This is a genomic window from Kineosporia sp. R_H_3 (genome assembly GCF_002198675.1).
In the GTDB taxonomy this organism is placed as follows: domain Bacteria; phylum Actinomycetota; class Actinomycetes; order Actinomycetales; family Kineosporiaceae; genus R-H-3.
In genome coordinates this window covers 1-13,961 of sequence record NZ_MWLL01000171.1, presented here as the reverse complement: position 1 = coordinate 13,961, position 13,961 = coordinate 1, and the positions used below count along the sequence as shown (strand labels likewise).

Sequence of the window (13,961 nt, the reverse complement as noted above, 5' to 3'; positions counted from 1 at the left end):
CCGGGTGCTCGCGGCGGTCGTGGCGCTCGCGCTGCTCGGGGCCATCGCCGGTGTCACCGCGGCCTGGGTGCGCGGCCGGTCCGCGGCCGCGTCGCCGTCCGGCGGGGCGACCGGCAGCCCGTCCGCGGGCGCGGCGGCGTCGCCGTCCGGCTCGGGGAGCGCGAGCGCCTCGGCCACGGTGCCCGCCGACGAGCGCTGCACCGACGAGATCAAGGCGAACCCGCGCTGGGTGTGCCTCAAGAGCGCCACGTTCGACGGCCTCGTCCTGACCATCGAGTACTCGGCGAGCTTCGACGGCGCGAGCCCCGACGTCAGCGGCGGCTACCACCTGCACGTGTACGGCGGCGACGGCAGCGACCCCGTCGAGGACACGATGGGGCGGCAGGCCGCGAACCCCGGGCAATGGTACGTCGAGGACGCGAACCCGTCGGTCCGCCGGGCGACGGGGCGCGACTACACGAAGGCGATCGGTGACGCGCCGAAGGTCTGCGCCCGGATCGCCGACGCCGGGCACCGTCTCGTCAAGGCCGTGGACGGCGGGTTCCACACCGGCAACTGCGTGCCGATCACCCAGGTGTAGCCGTCAGGCCGCGTCGAGACCGAGCGTGTAGGCGGTCATGGACAGCGACCCGTACGCGCAGCCGTCGACGAGCACCCGGGTGTCGTCGGCGGCCCGCGGCCCGTCCGCCGCGGCCAGGCCCGCGAGGTAGAGCAGCGGGATGAAGTGGTCCGGCGTCGGGACGGCGAGGTCGTAGTCCCGGTGCGCGTCGAGCCGCGCGAGGTCTGCCGGGTCGGTGAGGAGCTTCTCCGCGGCGTCCCGGTCGAACCGCTGCGCCCAGTCGAACCCGCCGTCCGGCTGCGTCATGTCGACGCCGGCGAGGTTGTGGACGACGTTGCCGCTCGCGACGACGAGGACGCCGCTGTCGCGCAGCGGCGCGAGCCGCGCGCCGAGGTCGACGTGGTAGTCCATCGGCTTGTACGCGTTGACGGACAGCTGCACCACGGGGATCGACGCGTCCGGGAAGGCGTGGCGCAGCACGGACCAGGTGCCGTGGTCGATGCCCCACGAGTCGATGTCGGCGCCGACCCACGTCGGGCTCACGAGGTCGCTCACCTCGTCGGCGAGCTCCGGCAGCCCCGGCGCCGGGTACTCGACGTCGAAGAGCTCCTGGGGGAAGCCGAAGAAGTCGTGGATCGTCCGCGGTCGCGGCATGGCGGTGACGGCGGTCGCGTTGATGTACCAGTGCGCGCTGACGACGAGGATCGCGCGCGGCCGCGGGACGGAGGCGCCGAACGCCGTCCAGGCCCGGGTGTACCGGTTGAGCTCGAGCGCGTTCATCGGGCTGCCGTGGCCGAAGAACGCGGCGGGCATCCGTTGCGGGGCAGCTGGTCCGGAGCCGGGGGCGGGGACGTCGAGGCTCATGCGGGACTCCCGGAGGGACGGCGGCGGGTGGCACCACCGTACGCCGCGAGCCCGACGCCGACCGCCGCTCCGAGCGTGTTCGCGAGCCAGTCGCCGGCCTGGCACTGCCGGTCGATGAGCAGCTGGACGGTCTCGATGCCGAGCGAGGCCGCCGACAGGGCGACGAGCACGCGCAGGGGGTGCCGCGTCCACAGCGTGAGGGTCAGCCCGGCCGGCACGAAGAGCACGACGTTGAGCGGCCCGCCCGGGTCCGCCCACAGCGTGCTCACCATCCGGCGGACGCCGCCGGCGACGCAGCTGCGCGGCGACGGGTCCTCGATCGGGTCGCGGAGGAACTGCCACACCGAGTCGCCGGGCACGAGCGTCGTCGCGACGACGAGCGTGAGGGAGGCGACGACGGCGAGGACCAGCCACGGCGAGCGGCCCAACCGCCGGCCGACCGGCCGGGCGACGAGCGCCCCGGCGACGACGCCGACGACGAGGACGAGGCTGCCGAGCTCGCGCAGGACGCCGGTGACGAATTGCTCGAGGTAGCCGACCAGTCCCATCCGGGTCGACGCTAGCCGACGGTGCGTCGTCCGGTCCGGCGCCGGCCCCGGTGCCGGCGGTTATGCGTCCGGCGTCACAGCGAGGCCGAAGTCGACGAGGCGGCCCAGGACGTCCTCGTCGAGCCGGCCCCCGTGGCCCGGTGCGGCGAGGACGTCCGCGACCGGCCGGCCGTCGAGCTGCCACAGGGCGGGCTCGAGGTCGGCGGCCAGGACGAGCGGGTCGAAGGGGCTGTAGCCGACCAGGCGCAGGACGTCCGTCGTCGCCTCACTCGCGGCGCCCGGTTCGAAGCGCAGCCGGTCGGGGAGCTCGTGCCGCCCCAGCGCGTCGAGCCGGGTGCGGACCGCCTCGACGACCTCCGGCGTCTGCCCGAGCAGGTCGCGCAGCTCGGTGTCGCCCACGGCGTCCGCGAGCTCGGCGCAGCGCGCGAACCATTCCTCCTCGCGGCCCTCCCAGGCGCCCCAGAGCCGGGAGTGCAGCTCGGGGGAGTCCTCGTGGGCGGCGTCCACGGCCGGGTCCTCGCCGGCGTTCGCCCGTCCGACGGCCTCGCGCATCGCCGTCCGGTTGTCGAGCACCGCCCGGACCTGCTCCGCCGGCAGGCCGCTGTTCTCGAGGCAGTGCCGCGCGAGGTGCTCCTCGACGGTGACGAGCAGGTCCCGGACGGCGTGCCAGAACTTCAGGCTCACGTCGCCGCGCTCGTGCTGGCAGAACCACGTCGAGCAGACCGCGTTGCGGGACTCCCAGATGCTGCAGCCCTGGGTCTCGGTCACGTAGTGCGGGCAGCGGACGATCGCCGTCGACCCGAAGCGGGACTGGGTGTCCGCGAGGCGGCGCAGGTCGCTCGGGCTGAGGCCGAGCCCGAGCGGGCTCACCCCGCCGCGCCGCCGGATCCGCAGCTCGACGCTGTCCCGCCCCGGTCCGGCGAGCGCGCGCCCGGCGAGGAAGTTCGAGACGTGCGGGATGTAGCTGCAGCACTTCGCGTCGGGCGAGAACGTCACCCGGCTGTTGGAGCGCCCGACGCCCGCGCACATGACGCAGTCGGCGCACGTGGCCTTCGGTTCCGGGGCGGGGTTGCGGACGCCGGTCAGGGCGTACAGCCAGCCGCCGTGCATCGCGGGCAGCGCCCTGACGGGGTCGACCGACAGCCGGTCGGTGCTGATGTCGCGACGGCCTGGAGGTGGCGTCCAGGTGCTCTGGCTCATGAGGGCCGACCGTACCGGGGGATCGTTCACTGAACGCTCATCTACGGCTTACGGAGAGCGACAAGTTTGAGACGCCCCGGCCGCGCCGCAGCCGTCAGGCACCCCGGCTGTACCGTTCCGCGGCTCCGGGAGGGCCGTTCGGTGTGCACGGCTGGTGCCTGATCTGCACTGCCCTCAGGAGTGAGGCAGCGACGACCATCGGCCCGGGCCGGCGCCCGGTCCTCGGGCGCACCATCGAGGTGTGACCGGCCGCTGGCGTGCCGGGCTTCCCGGCGCGATCGCCATCGTCGCCGTGGTCCTCGCGGGATGCGGGGCAGGGACCTCGGCCGGGACGGTCACGCCGTCCGGCACCGCGCTGCCGACGACGGCACCGACGACGGCGCCCTCGACGCCGGGTGCGACGACGGGGCGGACGACGGGGCGGACGACGACCGCGGCCCCGACGTCGTCGACCGGCACGACGACCCGGACGACGCCCCGCACGACCTCCACGACGTCCCGCCCGCCGCGCACGACGACCGCCGCGCCCGGAGTGCCCGCCGGGATGGCGGGGGCCGACCTCACGGTGCTGCCGTCGTCCGCCCGGGTCGTCGCGCTGACGTTCGACGCCGGCGCGAACGCCGACGGCCTGACGTCGATCCTCGGCACGCTCGGGGCGACGGGCACCCCGGCGACCTTCTTCCTCACCGGTGACTTCGTCGACACCTTCCCGGCGCGGGCCCGGACGATCGCCGCCGGCGGCTACACGATCGGCAACCACACCCAGGACCACCTCGACCTCACGACGCTGAGCGACGCCAAGGTCGACGCGCAGATCACCTCGGCGCAGGCTCGGATCCTCGCGGTGACCGGGCAGGACCCGCGCCCGTGGTTCCGGTTCCCGTTCGGCGCCAGGGACTCCCGGACGATCGCCGACGCCAACGACCGCGGCTACGCGTGCATCCGGTGGACCGTCGACACGCTCGGCTGGAAGGGCACGAGCGGCGGCCAGAGTGCTGCGACGGTCGAGTCCCGGGTGCTCGACGGGCTGCGCCCCGGCGCCATCGTCCTCATGCACATCGGCTCCAACCCGGACGACGGCACGACGCTCGACGCGGACGCGCTCCCCCGGATCGTCGCCGGCCTGCGCAGCCGCGGGTACACCCCGGTGTCGCTGGACTCGCTCCTGTCGTGACCTGAGCGGGGCGCGCCGACGGGTCCGGCGACCGAACCTCGATGCACTTCCGATGCACTATGGTGCACTCGTGGATGACGGTGCAGTGGTGCTCGCCCGGGCGATCGGCGCGCGGGTGAAGCAGGAGCGCCAGGCCCGGCGCTGGACGCTGGACCAGCTCGCGGCGGCGGCCGGCGTGAGCCGGCGGATGGTGGTCAACGTCGAGCAGGGCGCGGTGAACCCGAGCGTGGGGACGCTGCTGCGGCTCGCGGACGCCCTCGGGGTCGGGCTTCCCGCCCTCGTGGAGCAGCCCCGCCGGGCGGTCCTCGAGGTCACCCGGCACGGCGCGGGGGCGGTGCTGTGGCGGGGCGACCACGGCGGGCGCGGCGTGCTCGTCGCCGCCAGCCACCAGCCGGACGTCGTGGAGCTGTGGGACTGGACGCTCGGACCGGGCGACGTGCACCCGAGCGAGGCGCACACGCCGGGCACCCAGGAGCTCCTGCAGGTCCACGCCGGGTCGGTGCGGCTGGATGTCGCCGACCAGAGCGTCGTCCTCGGGCCGGGTGACGCGGTCGCGTTCCCGGGGGACGTCGCGCACGGCTACACCAACCCGGGGGACGAGCCGGCCCGGTTCTCCCTGTCCGTGTCCGAGCCGCGCCGCGGGGCGGCCGCCCGCTCCGCCGCGGCGTCCCGATCGGAGGTCCTCCATGACTGACATAGGCGTCCTCGAGGAGTTCCTCGCCGGCGCAGCCGTCGGTGCCGACGTGCTCGCGCTGCGGCCCGACTACCGGGCCGTCCTGCTCGCCGTCGACGGGATCGTCCCGGGGCCGAGCGACGACGACGGCGACGCCCTCCTACGGGTCGCGGAGGACGCCGCGCGCGAGGCGCTGCGCGACGCGCCGGTCGAGGAGGTGCCGCACGTGGCCGCCTGGCGCGACGCCTACCGGGCCTTCGGGGCCAAGCCGCAGCGCACCCGCAACAGCCTCGAGGCGCTCATGCGCCGGGCCGGGGCCGGGCTACCGCGCGTGAACCGGCTCACCGACCTCTACAACGCGGTCTCGGTGCTGCACCAGGTCCCGCTCGGCGGTGAGGACCTCACCCGCTACGCGGGACCGCCGCGACTGGTCCGGGCGACGGGCAGCGAGCCCTTCGACACCACGGCGGACGGCGGCCCGGTCGTCGAGCACCCCGACGCCGGCGAGGTCGTGTGGTGCGACGACGCCGGGGTGACCTGCCGCCGCTGGAACTGGCGCCAGGGCCGGCGCACGCAGCTGCGCGAGGACACCACGTCGGCCCTGTTCATCCTCGACGCCCTCGGGCCGATGCCGGACGACGCCCTGCAGGCGGCCGCGGACGACCTGCTGACCCGGCTGCACCGGCTCGGTCCCGACGTCCGCTCCGCGCAGCGGCTGCTCCGCGGCTGATCGGCCCGATCCGGCCGATCGTCACGCATCCCGCTCGAGGCGGTCGTCGCGACGAGATCCTCGGCCGCCCACCGGGGCGCAGGCTCAGCGGACGCCGAGGACGAGGACGGCGGCGTCGTCCCGGATCACGTCCCCCGCGGCATGGGCGAGCATGCCCGCCACGACGGCCTCCGCGGTGGCGAGCGCGGTCGGGGCGGCGGCGCGGACCGCGGCGTGCAGGGCGGCGTCCCCCCACTGCGTGCCACGGCGGTCGGGCTGCTCGGTGAACCCGTCGGTGAACAGGACGACGCTGTCCCCAGGGGCGAGCGTCAGGGCGGCCTCGGCGATCCGGACGTCAGGGAGCACGCCGAGGAGCAGGCCGCCGTCCGCCACGGTCTCGACCCCGCCGCCGGCCCGGCGGACGACGGGGGAGGGGTGACCGGCACGGGCGACGACCGCGCCGACGCCGCCGTCCGGCAGGGGCGTGAGGACCGCGTAGACGGCGCTGACGAACTCCTGGTCGTCCTCGTCGCGCGCCAGCAGGGCGTCGTTGAGGACGCCGAGCACCCGGCCCGGGGACGGCTCGCCGAGCGCGGCCGTCCGGATCGTGTGGCGGGCGAGCGCCGTGGTCTTCGCTGCGTCCACACCGTGACCGCAGACGTCGCCGATCATCGCGCCCCAGCGGTCGCGCCCGATCGGGAACACGTCGTAGAAGTCGCCCACGACCTGGGCGCCGCCCCTGCCCGGCAGGTAGCGGGCGGCCACGTCGAAGGCCGGCGGTCGCGGCAGCCGCGGAGGTAGGAGGCTCTCCTGGAGGGTGCGTGCCAGGCGGCCGAGGCTGGCGTTCACCCGGCGCAGGTCCTCGGCCGCCGCGTACGCCTCGTCCCGCGAGGCCCGCAGCGCGATCTCGCCGGCGACGGCCTGGCTCAGGGTCTCCAGGACCTGCTCGTCGCGCGACGTCCAGGCCCGCGGCGCGGTGTCGACAACGCAGAAGGTGCCGAGCACCTCGCCGTCCGGCGACCAGACCGGCCAGCCCGCCCACGCCGCGACGCCCATGGTCCGCACCGAGGGGTTGTCTCGCGTCCGCGGGTCGGTGACGGCGTCGTCCACGACGAGCGGCTTGCCCGAGGCGACGACGTACTGGCAGAACGACTCCTGGACGGTGTTCTGCCGGTCCGCCGGGTCGTCCGACTCCACCCCGATGCAGCTCTTCCAGAACGAGCGGGTGTCGTCGACGACGGTGACGAACGACAGCGGGGTGCCGAGCAGCGTCGACGCGAGCCGCGAGTAGCGGTCGAACGCCTCCTCGGGCGCGCTGTCGAGCAGCCCCGTCGCCGCGACCGCCCGTAGCCGGCTCGGGCTGAGCACGGCCTGCGCGGCCTGCGGGTCCAGCCCCGGCAGCCGGACGTCGCCCTCGGCCCCGTTCTGATCTCCCGCCACGTCTGCAGACTAGGGCCGGGCCGCGATCATGGGCGGTCGAGCCGGGACGACGGAGGTCAGCCGAGGAGGGCCGCGTCGAGGAAGGCGGTGACGCGGCGCTCCCAGTCCTGCGGTCGGGCGCGGAGCGCCCCCGTGTGCGCCGCCCCCGGGACGTCCCACGTCTGCACCGTGCCCGGTGCGGCGGCGTGCAGGGAGCGGGCGACGTACGCCTCGTCCGGGCGCTCGCCCGCGCTGATGACGAGGACGGGCCGGGGGGCCGCCGCCCGGACGGCCCGGCGCAGGGTGGCCGGCGGGGCTGCGTCGGTGAGCAGGTCGGCGGCACCGTAGGTGAGCCCGGCCAGCCGCTCGGTGGCCGTGCCCCGCCACCCGTAGACACCGGGGAGCCAGGCCTTGTCGCCCGCGACGCGGCCGGTGACGCCCTCCGCGACCACGGCTGCGGGACCGGTCGCGGTGCCGAGCGCACCGATCGCCTCCTCGCCGCCCATGGACAGGCCGACGGCACCGACCCGCCCGGGGTCGACGCCCGGCTGCCGGCGCAGGTAGGCGACGGCGGCCGCGATGTCCGTCTCGCCGTACCAGCCGAAGTCCATGGCCCGGCCGCCCGAGGCACCGTGGCCGCGGGCATCGGTCATGAGGACGCCGTACCCGTGCCGGGCCAGCACCGCGGCGTGGGCCCGGACGCTGCACCGGGTCGAGCCGGCACCGTGCCGCAGGACCACCGCGGCGCCGTTGCGGCCGGGCAGGTACCAGGCCGACACGGTGGCGCCGTCCGCCGTCCGGAACGAGACGTCGCGCGGTGCGACGACCCCCTCGGGCGGCGTCGTGCAGACCGGGGTCGCGGGCACGTTCGTCGCGGCCACGGCCTGCCCCAGCGTCCACGAGGTCACGCCCAGGCACACCACGGCGGCCACGGCCGCCGCTGCACCGGTCCGCGTCCCGCGGTGCCGTCGGAGCCGCCCGAGCCCTGCGGCGAGCAGGACGAGGCCGCAGCCGGCCACGACCGCGCCCGCGGCTCCCGGGCGACCGAGGCCGTTCTTCGACAGGTGCGGGAGGGCGACGCCGAGGCCCGCGGGGACGGCGAGCAGCGCGACCACGACGAGGACGAGCGCTCCGACGGCCGCGGGGGCACGGCGCAGGACCAGCCAGGTCGCGGCCGCAGCCGCGACCGCCGCGGCGACGCGGGCGACCCGGCCGCCGGGCGAGCCGTCGCTGCCGACGAGGACGCATGTCGCGGCGAGGACGCCGATCAGGGCGGCGGCCGTCACGGGGCCGGGCGTCGCGGCGTCGGTGACCGGCGGCTCCCGGTGGGAGAGGGACGCCGGGCCGGCCGTCATGGCCCGGTCACCGGGGTCGTGGCGTCGTGCCCGCAGGCCTGGTGCGGTCGGCGGCCGGAGCCCTGCGGCGGCGGGGCCGCCTCGGCCCTGTCCCGGATGCCGCGGACCCGGCGCGGTGCGTCGACGTGCTCGACGACGAACCAGGCCGTCCCGGGAGGGCCGTCGGGGACGAGCTCGTCGCCCGGCAACCGCGCCCGCCGCTCCTGACGGGTGGAGCCCGCCTGCCGGCCGAGCACGTGGAGCGCCGCGTACCCGAGCGCCGCGGCGAGCGCGACCCGTCGCGTGGTCCTCATCGTCGGTCCCCTCTCCGCGGAGGTTGCGGGCTCAGCCCGTCGCTGCGTCCTCGAGCTGCCGCAGCCACGCGAGCACCCGGGGCCCGGCGACGTCGGCGGTGTAGATCGTCGCGTGCGTGGCGTCCGGGACGATCTCGGTGCTCACCCGGAACCCGTTGGCGCCCAGCACCTCCGCGAGGTCCTCGGTGCCGCTCACCCGGACGGCGGTGTCGGCCGAACCGTGCAGGAGGAGCACCGACACGTCGCCGGCCGCCGTCGCCTCCTCGGCCCACGTGAGGACGTTCCCGTCGTGCCACAGGTCCGGCCGGGTGCGGGCGTCCGCCCCGAACAGCCGCAGGGCGAGGTCGGGGTAGCGGGTGACGTCGTAGGTGCCGGCCAGGCCCACGAAGCCGTCCGCGCGCACCGGTGGGTAGGGGCAGGACGCGCGGAACCGGTCCGGTGCGAGCGCCGCGAGACCCGCGAGGTGGCCGCCCGAGGAGTGGCCGAGGACGACGACGTGCGTGACGTCGATCCCGGCCCGGGCGGCCGCGTCGACCGCGAAGCCGATCGAGCAGGTGACGTCCTGGACCGGTCCGGGGAACCGGCCGCCGTCGTCGACGGCCCGATGGGTGGTGCTCACCGCCACGACCCCGGCCGCGGCGAGCGTCTCCGCCAACGGGGCCAGACCGGTGCGGTCGGCGGTCCGCCAGGCACCCCCGGGGACGAGCACGACGACCGCTGCGGGGCCGGCGCTCTCCGGGAGGTAGACGTCGGCGGCGCGCCCCGGCAGGTAGTCGGAGGTCCGGGTGAGGTGCTCGCCCGCGGGCGCCCCGGAGCAGGCCGGCGCGGCGCACAGCGCGAGGGCGACGACCGCCGCGGCTGCGGCACGCCCGGCCCGGAAGGGCGCCGTCCGGGCGGGGCGCCGTCCACGGCCGGACCCGATGACCCGCACTGCGACCACCCCCACCGGCCCTGCGCGGTTCGCCGGCGCGCGGGGCCACCTCCCGATGTACACCCGGGGGCGGGCCGTCGCGCGGGGCGAACGTCATCGCCGCGGGTCCGGTGCTCGGGGCCTGCACGGACCACGAGGCCCCGCGGTCGACGACCGCGGGGCCTCGTGTCACTGCTGCTGCTACCCGGTCCGGCAGGAGACGGTCGGCCAGGTCCAGGTGCCGTTCGTCTGGATGGTGACCCCGAAGGTGTTGCCGGAGCCGTTCGGTCTGGCCGTCATGACCTGGGCGCTCGGCCAGGTGGCCGCGACGTTCCAGGTGGCGATGACCTTCGCCGGTGCCGGGATGTTCATCGTCACGGTCCAGGTGCTGCTGCCGGAGACCGTGACGTTGAGGTTGTAGCGGTCGCTCCACCTGTCACCGGCCGACAGAGTCGCGGTGCAGGTGCTGCCCCCGCCGCCGGTGGGAGGCGGCGTGGTGCCACCCCCGCCGGTGCTGCTGCCGGGCGCCACGGCCCGGCCGGTGGAGGCGGAGATCATGCCGGTGCACAGACCGCGCGAGGTGAGGTCGGCCATGATCTGCGGGATCGCCGCCCGGGTGGTGGCGTACCCGTCGTGCATGAGCATGACCTGCCCGTTCTGCAACCGTCGGGCGGCGGCGACGATCGAGGCCGTGCTCGCGCCGTTCCAGTCCTGGGAGTCGACGTCCCAGGTGACCACCTTGAGGCCGAGGCCCGCCGCCACGGCGTCGAGAGTGGCGTTGTGCTCGCCGTACGGAGGCCGGAAGACGGTCGGCTTCGGCGCGCCACCGTTCTGGACGGCCGTGTTCGTCCGGGACAGCTCGGACTGCATCTGGGCCGACGACAGGGAGTTCATGTGCGGGTGCGTGTAGCTGTGGTTCTGCACCCACATGCCCGCCTGGACCTGCTGGGAGACCAGCGACGGGTTGCCGGCGGCGTTCTGGCCGATGTTGAACAGGGTGGCCCGGGCACCGTTCGACGTCAGGGCCGAGAGCAGGGCCGGCGTGCTCCCCGCGTTCGGACCGTCGTCGAAGGTGAGAGCGACGTACCCGTTGCACGTCGCCGCCTCGGAGCCGGTCGCACCGAGGGTGGACAGGCTCGCCAGAGCGGCGGCCGCTACCGCCAGCACGGCAGTCCTCGTCTTCGAGAGTCTGCTGATGGACATCGGATGCTCCTCTCCTGCCCGCTCAGCCGGCCCGGCAGGAGACGGTCGGCCAGGTCCATGTGCCGTTCGTCTGGATGGTGACCCCGAAGGTGTTGCCGGAGCCGTTCGGTCTGGCGGTCATGACCTGGGCGCTCGGCCAGGTGGCCGCGACGTTCCAGGTGGCGATGATCTTCTCCGGTGCCGGGACGTTCATCGTCACCGTCCAGGCGCTGCTGCCGGAGACCGCGACGTTGAGGTTGTAGCGGTCGTTCCACTTGTCACCCGCGGACAGGGTCGCCGTGCAGCCGCCGCTGCTCGGCGGCGGCGTCGTCGTCCCGCCGCCTCCGCCGCCACCGGTGGTGGTCGAACCGACGGTGATGTTCGAGCTGCCGCTGCTCTGGTAGCCCTCGGTCCCCAGGACCATGTAGTTGTGGGTGCCGAGGTTGAGGCCCCTGGCGGCCCAGGCGTCGAAGTGGTTCCCGGTGGTGATCGTGCCGCCGGTGCGCTTCTGCTGCCGGACGCTCCAGTACTGGTAGAAGGTCGCGGTGCCGTTGATCGACGGCTGGTTGACCCGCTGGGTGCGGTAGATGTCGTACGTGCCGCCGTCCGTCGTCACGGTGCCGTAGGGGGTGCCGGTCGGCTTGTACGAGCCGTAGTTGTCGACCACGTAGTACTCGACGAGCGGGTTCGTGGTCCAGCCGTACAGCGCCAGGTAGGCGTTGCCGCTGGTGCTCCAGCTGCCCGAGTAGCTCACGGTGCGACGCCCGCCCGTGGCCCACCCCTTGCCGCCGACGAAGTTGCCGACGTTGCTCCACTGGTAGCTGTAGTTGCCGCCGGCTCCCAGGGTGAAGTTGACGTTCCCGACGCCGTCGGACCAGTGCGAGTAGAAGTAGCCGTTGTGGGTGCCCGTCGCGTTCGGGGTCGACGCACTGGCGTTCGACGTCCCGAAGAAGAGGAAGGCGGCCGCGAGCAGCGGCAGCAGCGACCACCCCCGCAGCCTGCGCATCGCCCCGGTCCGAGCGGGGGCGGCCGGCCGCGCGTGCCGTAGGTGCCGCCGCACCGGCGACGGCCCCGCGGCCGCGTCGCGTCTGCCCGCCGTCGGCATGGTGCCGGTCGTGGTGAGCGTGGTCGCCTCGCCTGCGGCGGCGCGACCCCTGCGATCTCTGCGTAGGTATCCCATCGTGTGGCTCCGTCCTTGGATGCCGCCCCGCGCCGTCGCGGGGGGTACGTGGTCGTCGACCGGCGGGCTACCACCCCGGCCAGAGGCATGTCGGGGTCGACGAGGATGCGGTGCGAGCGTGGCTGCGGTGGTGGTGCTGCCCGAGGCGGCCGGTTCCTTCCTCGGCCGCCCCGGACAGGGCTTCGGGTTCACGGCCCGGTGCGCCGTGTGCATCGCCTACGTGGTGCGCACGGTGCAATCGGCCCATATGGGTATCGATATCGATAACGTTATCGAACGATGATCCGTCACACTAGGCCCTGTTTTGTTCGGCGGTGTCACTGACAGTGACGGCGGTGGGGAGAGCTCTCGCGTCGCTGCCGGGATCGCGACCGATCCCGCGGCGGTGTGCCGAAGGATCGGTCACGATCCCGCCGGAACGCGCTGCTGCGCAGGCAGCACCTGTGCCGGGGCTGACTAGGCTGCCCCGATGATCGCGACCGGCGGCGAGGCGGACGGCGGCGCTGCGGCTCGTGGGCCCTGGCTGCCTCTGGTGCTGGTCGTGGCTCTCGGCCTCGCCGTGCACGGCCTGGGCAGCGGCCGGGCCGCCGACAAGGCGGGGGACGCGCTGTACGCCGCCATGGTCTACCTGCTGCTCGTCGTCGTGCGGCTGCGCCGGCCCCGGTGGTTCCCGCTCGCAGTGGCGCTGTGCTGGTGCTTCGCCGTCGAGCTCCTCCAGCTGAGCGACCTGCCCCGGCGGGCCGCGGAGGTGTTCCCGCTGTCGGCGCTCGTCCTCGGGTCGGGGTTCGACGCCTGGGATCTGGTGGCGTACGTCGTCGGGGTGGTGGGTTGCGCAGTGGTCGTGCGCCCGGGCGTCAGGGCGGTCGGCGTTCGGCGTGGGGGCTGACCTCGGGGGCAGAGCTGTCGTCGCGGTCGCCGGCAGGAGTCGTCGTCGCGGCCCCCGGCAGGAGGCGTCGTCGCGGCCCCGGCAGGAGCCGCCGTCGCGGCCCCCGGCAGGAGCCGCCGTCACCGGCGCCGCTCCTTCGTCGCGGCGTCGGTTCCGGCTCCCGTCATCATGCCGGGGACGCAGATGGGGCTCGAGACGCGCTTCGCGCATCTCGAGCCCCATCTGCTGCAGAACGTGCCCCCGGCAGGATTCGAACCTGCGCACCCGCCTCCGGAGGGCGGTGCTCTATCCCCTGAGCTACGGGGGCTCAGGAACGGATGAGACCTTACCAGCCTGACCGGTGCCCCTCGAAACGGGTTCCGGCTAGCATCGGCCGTGTCAGCCGCGGACACCGCTCCGCCTCACCGACGCCCTCGGCCGGACCACCGGGCACCGCCCCGGCGGCGGGGCGCCGTCCTCGGAGCGTGTCATGACCACGTCGCAGCAGACCCCCGCACAGCCTCCCGCCGAGCGACCGGCCGGGACGCCGCACCCCGTCCGGTTCGGGCGCGTCGCGGCGGCCGTCCAGGTGACCGACCTCGACCGGGCGCTCGCGTTCTACGTCGGCGTCCTCGGGTTCGAGAAGGTCTTCGAGAACGGGGACCCGGTCGGGTTCGTCATCCTCGAGAAGGACGCCGCGGAGCTCCACCTCGACCTCGACCCGACGCACCGGGCGAACGCCCGCAACGTCGCGCACCTCATGGTCGAGGACGCGAACGCCCTCTACGAGCACCTCATCGCGAACGGCGTCCGGATCGTCAAGGGGATCCGGGACGCCGACTACGGGATGCGCACGTTCGTCCTCGCCGACCCGGACGGGAACCGGGTCGACGTCGGCCAGGACCTCTAGGCCGTCACCTCCGGGCCCGTCGAGCGGCCCGGCCCCGGTCAGACATCCCATGGGTTGGTTGGTCAAGCAGCGACGTGTGCGCGGTGGTGCCAGGCGGTGGTCTCGTTGTACGGGGTTCGG

15 protein-coding genes, 1 tRNA gene and 1 pseudogene are annotated in these 13,961 nt (G+C 74.8%); 7 read left to right on the top strand and 10 right to left on the bottom strand.

All coding sequences use genetic code 11. From position 1 onward, the window contains the following. Positions 1-580, top strand: a pseudogene (locus tag ECOMGDLI_RS34730) (Hsp70 family protein); the annotation flags it as partial. 3 nt (positions 581-583) lie between these two features. On the opposite strand, the gene ygiD reads toward ECOMGDLI_RS34730, so the two are convergent. From ygiD to ECOMGDLI_RS18500, 3 genes are read right to left on the bottom strand one after another with little or no spacing between them, the layout of a single operon-like run. Further along, positions 584-1,372, bottom strand: coding sequence for a 4,5-DOPA dioxygenase extradiol (ygiD, locus tag ECOMGDLI_RS18510; RefSeq protein WP_088318324.1), 789 nt, complete (start codon positions 1,370-1,372; stop codon positions 584-586). A 47-nt stretch (positions 1,373-1,419) separates the two neighbouring features. After that, positions 1,420-1,971, bottom strand: coding sequence for a VanZ family protein (locus ECOMGDLI_RS18505; protein WP_088318323.1), 552 nt, complete (start codon positions 1,969-1,971; stop codon positions 1,420-1,422). A 60-nt stretch (positions 1,972-2,031) separates the two neighbouring features. Further along, positions 2,032-3,171, bottom strand: coding sequence for a hypothetical protein (locus ECOMGDLI_RS18500; protein WP_088318322.1), 1,140 nt, complete (start codon positions 3,169-3,171; stop codon positions 2,032-2,034). A gap of 241 nt (positions 3,172-3,412) precedes the next feature. On the opposite strand from ECOMGDLI_RS18500, the gene ECOMGDLI_RS18495 reads away from it, so the two are divergent. Genes ECOMGDLI_RS18495 through ECOMGDLI_RS18485 form a run of 3 tightly spaced genes read left to right on the top strand, consistent with a single transcriptional unit; the run spans position 3,413 to position 5,748 of the window. Next, entirely contained in the window at positions 3,413-4,345 is a 933-nt protein-coding gene (locus ECOMGDLI_RS18495) for a polysaccharide deacetylase family protein (RefSeq protein ID WP_198954982.1), read from the top strand. A 52-nt stretch (positions 4,346-4,397) separates the two neighbouring features. After that, complete coding sequence (locus tag ECOMGDLI_RS18490) at positions 4,398-5,039, top strand: XRE family transcriptional regulator (protein WP_088318321.1); 642 nt, start codon at positions 4,398-4,400, stop codon at positions 5,037-5,039. Continuing rightward, positions 5,032-5,748 (top strand): B3/4 domain-containing protein, encoded by a 717-nt coding sequence (locus tag ECOMGDLI_RS18485; RefSeq protein ID WP_088318320.1) that lies wholly within the window; start codon positions 5,032-5,034, stop codon positions 5,746-5,748. Before ECOMGDLI_RS18490 ends, ECOMGDLI_RS18485 begins: the two co-directional genes overlap by 8 nt. Positions 5,749-5,832: 84 nt before the next feature. Here ECOMGDLI_RS18485 and ECOMGDLI_RS18480 read toward each other — a convergent pair whose 3' ends face one another. The 6 genes from ECOMGDLI_RS18480 to ECOMGDLI_RS18455 all read right to left on the bottom strand — a co-directional run bounded on the left by ECOMGDLI_RS18480 (position 5,833) and on the right by ECOMGDLI_RS18455 (position 11,892). Beyond that, complete coding sequence (locus ECOMGDLI_RS18480; RefSeq protein ID WP_088318319.1) at positions 5,833-7,167, bottom strand: PP2C family protein-serine/threonine phosphatase; 1,335 nt, start codon at positions 7,165-7,167, stop codon at positions 5,833-5,835. Positions 7,168-7,223: 56 nt separating this feature from the next. Beyond that, on the bottom strand, positions 7,224-8,501 hold the full coding sequence (locus ECOMGDLI_RS18475) for an alpha/beta hydrolase (RefSeq protein ID WP_088318318.1): 1,278 nt from the start codon (positions 8,499-8,501) through the stop codon (positions 7,224-7,226). Further along, a complete protein-coding gene (locus ECOMGDLI_RS18470; RefSeq protein ID WP_088318317.1) occupies positions 8,498-8,794 on the bottom strand; it encodes a hypothetical protein in 297 nt (98 codons plus the stop codon). Before ECOMGDLI_RS18470 ends, ECOMGDLI_RS18475 begins: the two co-directional genes overlap by 4 nt. A gap of 31 nt (positions 8,795-8,825) precedes the next feature. Next, positions 8,826-9,725, bottom strand: coding sequence for an alpha/beta hydrolase (locus ECOMGDLI_RS18465; protein ID WP_158221057.1), 900 nt, complete (start codon positions 9,723-9,725; stop codon positions 8,826-8,828). A gap of 180 nt (positions 9,726-9,905) precedes the next feature. Next, positions 9,906-10,907, bottom strand: a complete 1,002-nt coding sequence (locus ECOMGDLI_RS18460) for a polysaccharide deacetylase family protein (RefSeq protein WP_088318315.1) — start codon at positions 10,905-10,907, stop codon at positions 9,906-9,908. Between the two features lie 22 nt (positions 10,908-10,929). Next, complete coding sequence (locus ECOMGDLI_RS18455; protein ID WP_088318326.1) at positions 10,930-11,892, bottom strand: glycoside hydrolase family 11 protein; 963 nt, start codon at positions 11,890-11,892, stop codon at positions 10,930-10,932. Positions 11,893-12,184: 292 nt separating this feature from the next. On the opposite strand from ECOMGDLI_RS18455, the gene ECOMGDLI_RS34725 reads away from it, so the two are divergent. Continuing rightward, positions 12,185-12,349, top strand: coding sequence for a hypothetical protein (locus tag ECOMGDLI_RS34725; protein WP_158221056.1), 165 nt, complete (start codon positions 12,185-12,187; stop codon positions 12,347-12,349). A 186-nt stretch (positions 12,350-12,535) separates the two neighbouring features. Further along, complete coding sequence (locus tag ECOMGDLI_RS18450) at positions 12,536-12,952, top strand: DUF2809 domain-containing protein (protein ID WP_088318314.1); 417 nt, start codon at positions 12,536-12,538, stop codon at positions 12,950-12,952. A gap of 235 nt (positions 12,953-13,187) precedes the next feature. Here ECOMGDLI_RS18450 and ECOMGDLI_RS18445 read toward each other — a convergent pair. Next, a tRNA-Arg gene (locus ECOMGDLI_RS18445) sits at positions 13,188-13,259 on the bottom strand. 162 nt (positions 13,260-13,421) lie between these two features. On the opposite strand from ECOMGDLI_RS18445, the gene ECOMGDLI_RS18440 reads away from it, so the two are divergent. After that, positions 13,422-13,841, top strand: coding sequence for a VOC family protein (locus ECOMGDLI_RS18440; protein ID WP_088318313.1), 420 nt, complete (start codon positions 13,422-13,424; stop codon positions 13,839-13,841). Positions 13,842-13,961: the final 120 nt, after the last annotated feature.

What these genes read in the sequence shown, in the direction of transcription:
- ygiD (WP_088318324.1), bottom strand. Translation starts at nt 1,372, where the DNA reads ATGCCCGCCGCGTTCTTCGGCCACGGCAGCCCGATGAACGCGCTCGAG.
- ECOMGDLI_RS18505 (WP_088318323.1), bottom strand. Translation starts at nt 1,971, where the DNA reads ATGGGACTGGTCGGCTACCTCGAGCAATTCGTCACCGGCGTCCTGCGC.
- ECOMGDLI_RS18500 (WP_088318322.1), bottom strand. Translation starts at nt 3,171, where the DNA reads ATGAGCCAGAGCACCTGGACGCCACCTCCAGGCCGTCGCGACATCAGC.
- ECOMGDLI_RS18490 (WP_088318321.1), top strand. Translation starts at nt 4,398, where the DNA reads ATGCACTATGGTGCACTCGTGGATGACGGTGCAGTGGTGCTCGCCCGG.
- ECOMGDLI_RS18485 (WP_088318320.1), top strand. Translation starts at nt 5,032, where the DNA reads ATGACTGACATAGGCGTCCTCGAGGAGTTCCTCGCCGGCGCAGCCGTC.
- ECOMGDLI_RS18475 (WP_088318318.1), bottom strand. Translation starts at nt 8,501, where the DNA reads ATGACGGCCGGCCCGGCGTCCCTCTCCCACCGGGAGCCGCCGGTCACC.
- ECOMGDLI_RS18470 (WP_088318317.1), bottom strand. Translation starts at nt 8,794, where the DNA reads ATGAGGACCACGCGACGGGTCGCGCTCGCCGCGGCGCTCGGGTACGCG.
- ECOMGDLI_RS18460 (WP_088318315.1), bottom strand. Translation starts at nt 10,907, where the DNA reads ATGTCCATCAGCAGACTCTCGAAGACGAGGACTGCCGTGCTGGCGGTA.
- ECOMGDLI_RS18455 (WP_088318326.1), bottom strand. Translation starts at nt 11,892, where the DNA reads ATGCGCAGGCTGCGGGGGTGGTCGCTGCTGCCGCTGCTCGCGGCCGCC.
- ECOMGDLI_RS18450 (WP_088318314.1), top strand. Translation starts at nt 12,536, where the DNA reads ATGATCGCGACCGGCGGCGAGGCGGACGGCGGCGCTGCGGCTCGTGGG.
- ECOMGDLI_RS18440 (WP_088318313.1), top strand. Translation starts at nt 13,422, where the DNA reads ATGACCACGTCGCAGCAGACCCCCGCACAGCCTCCCGCCGAGCGACCG.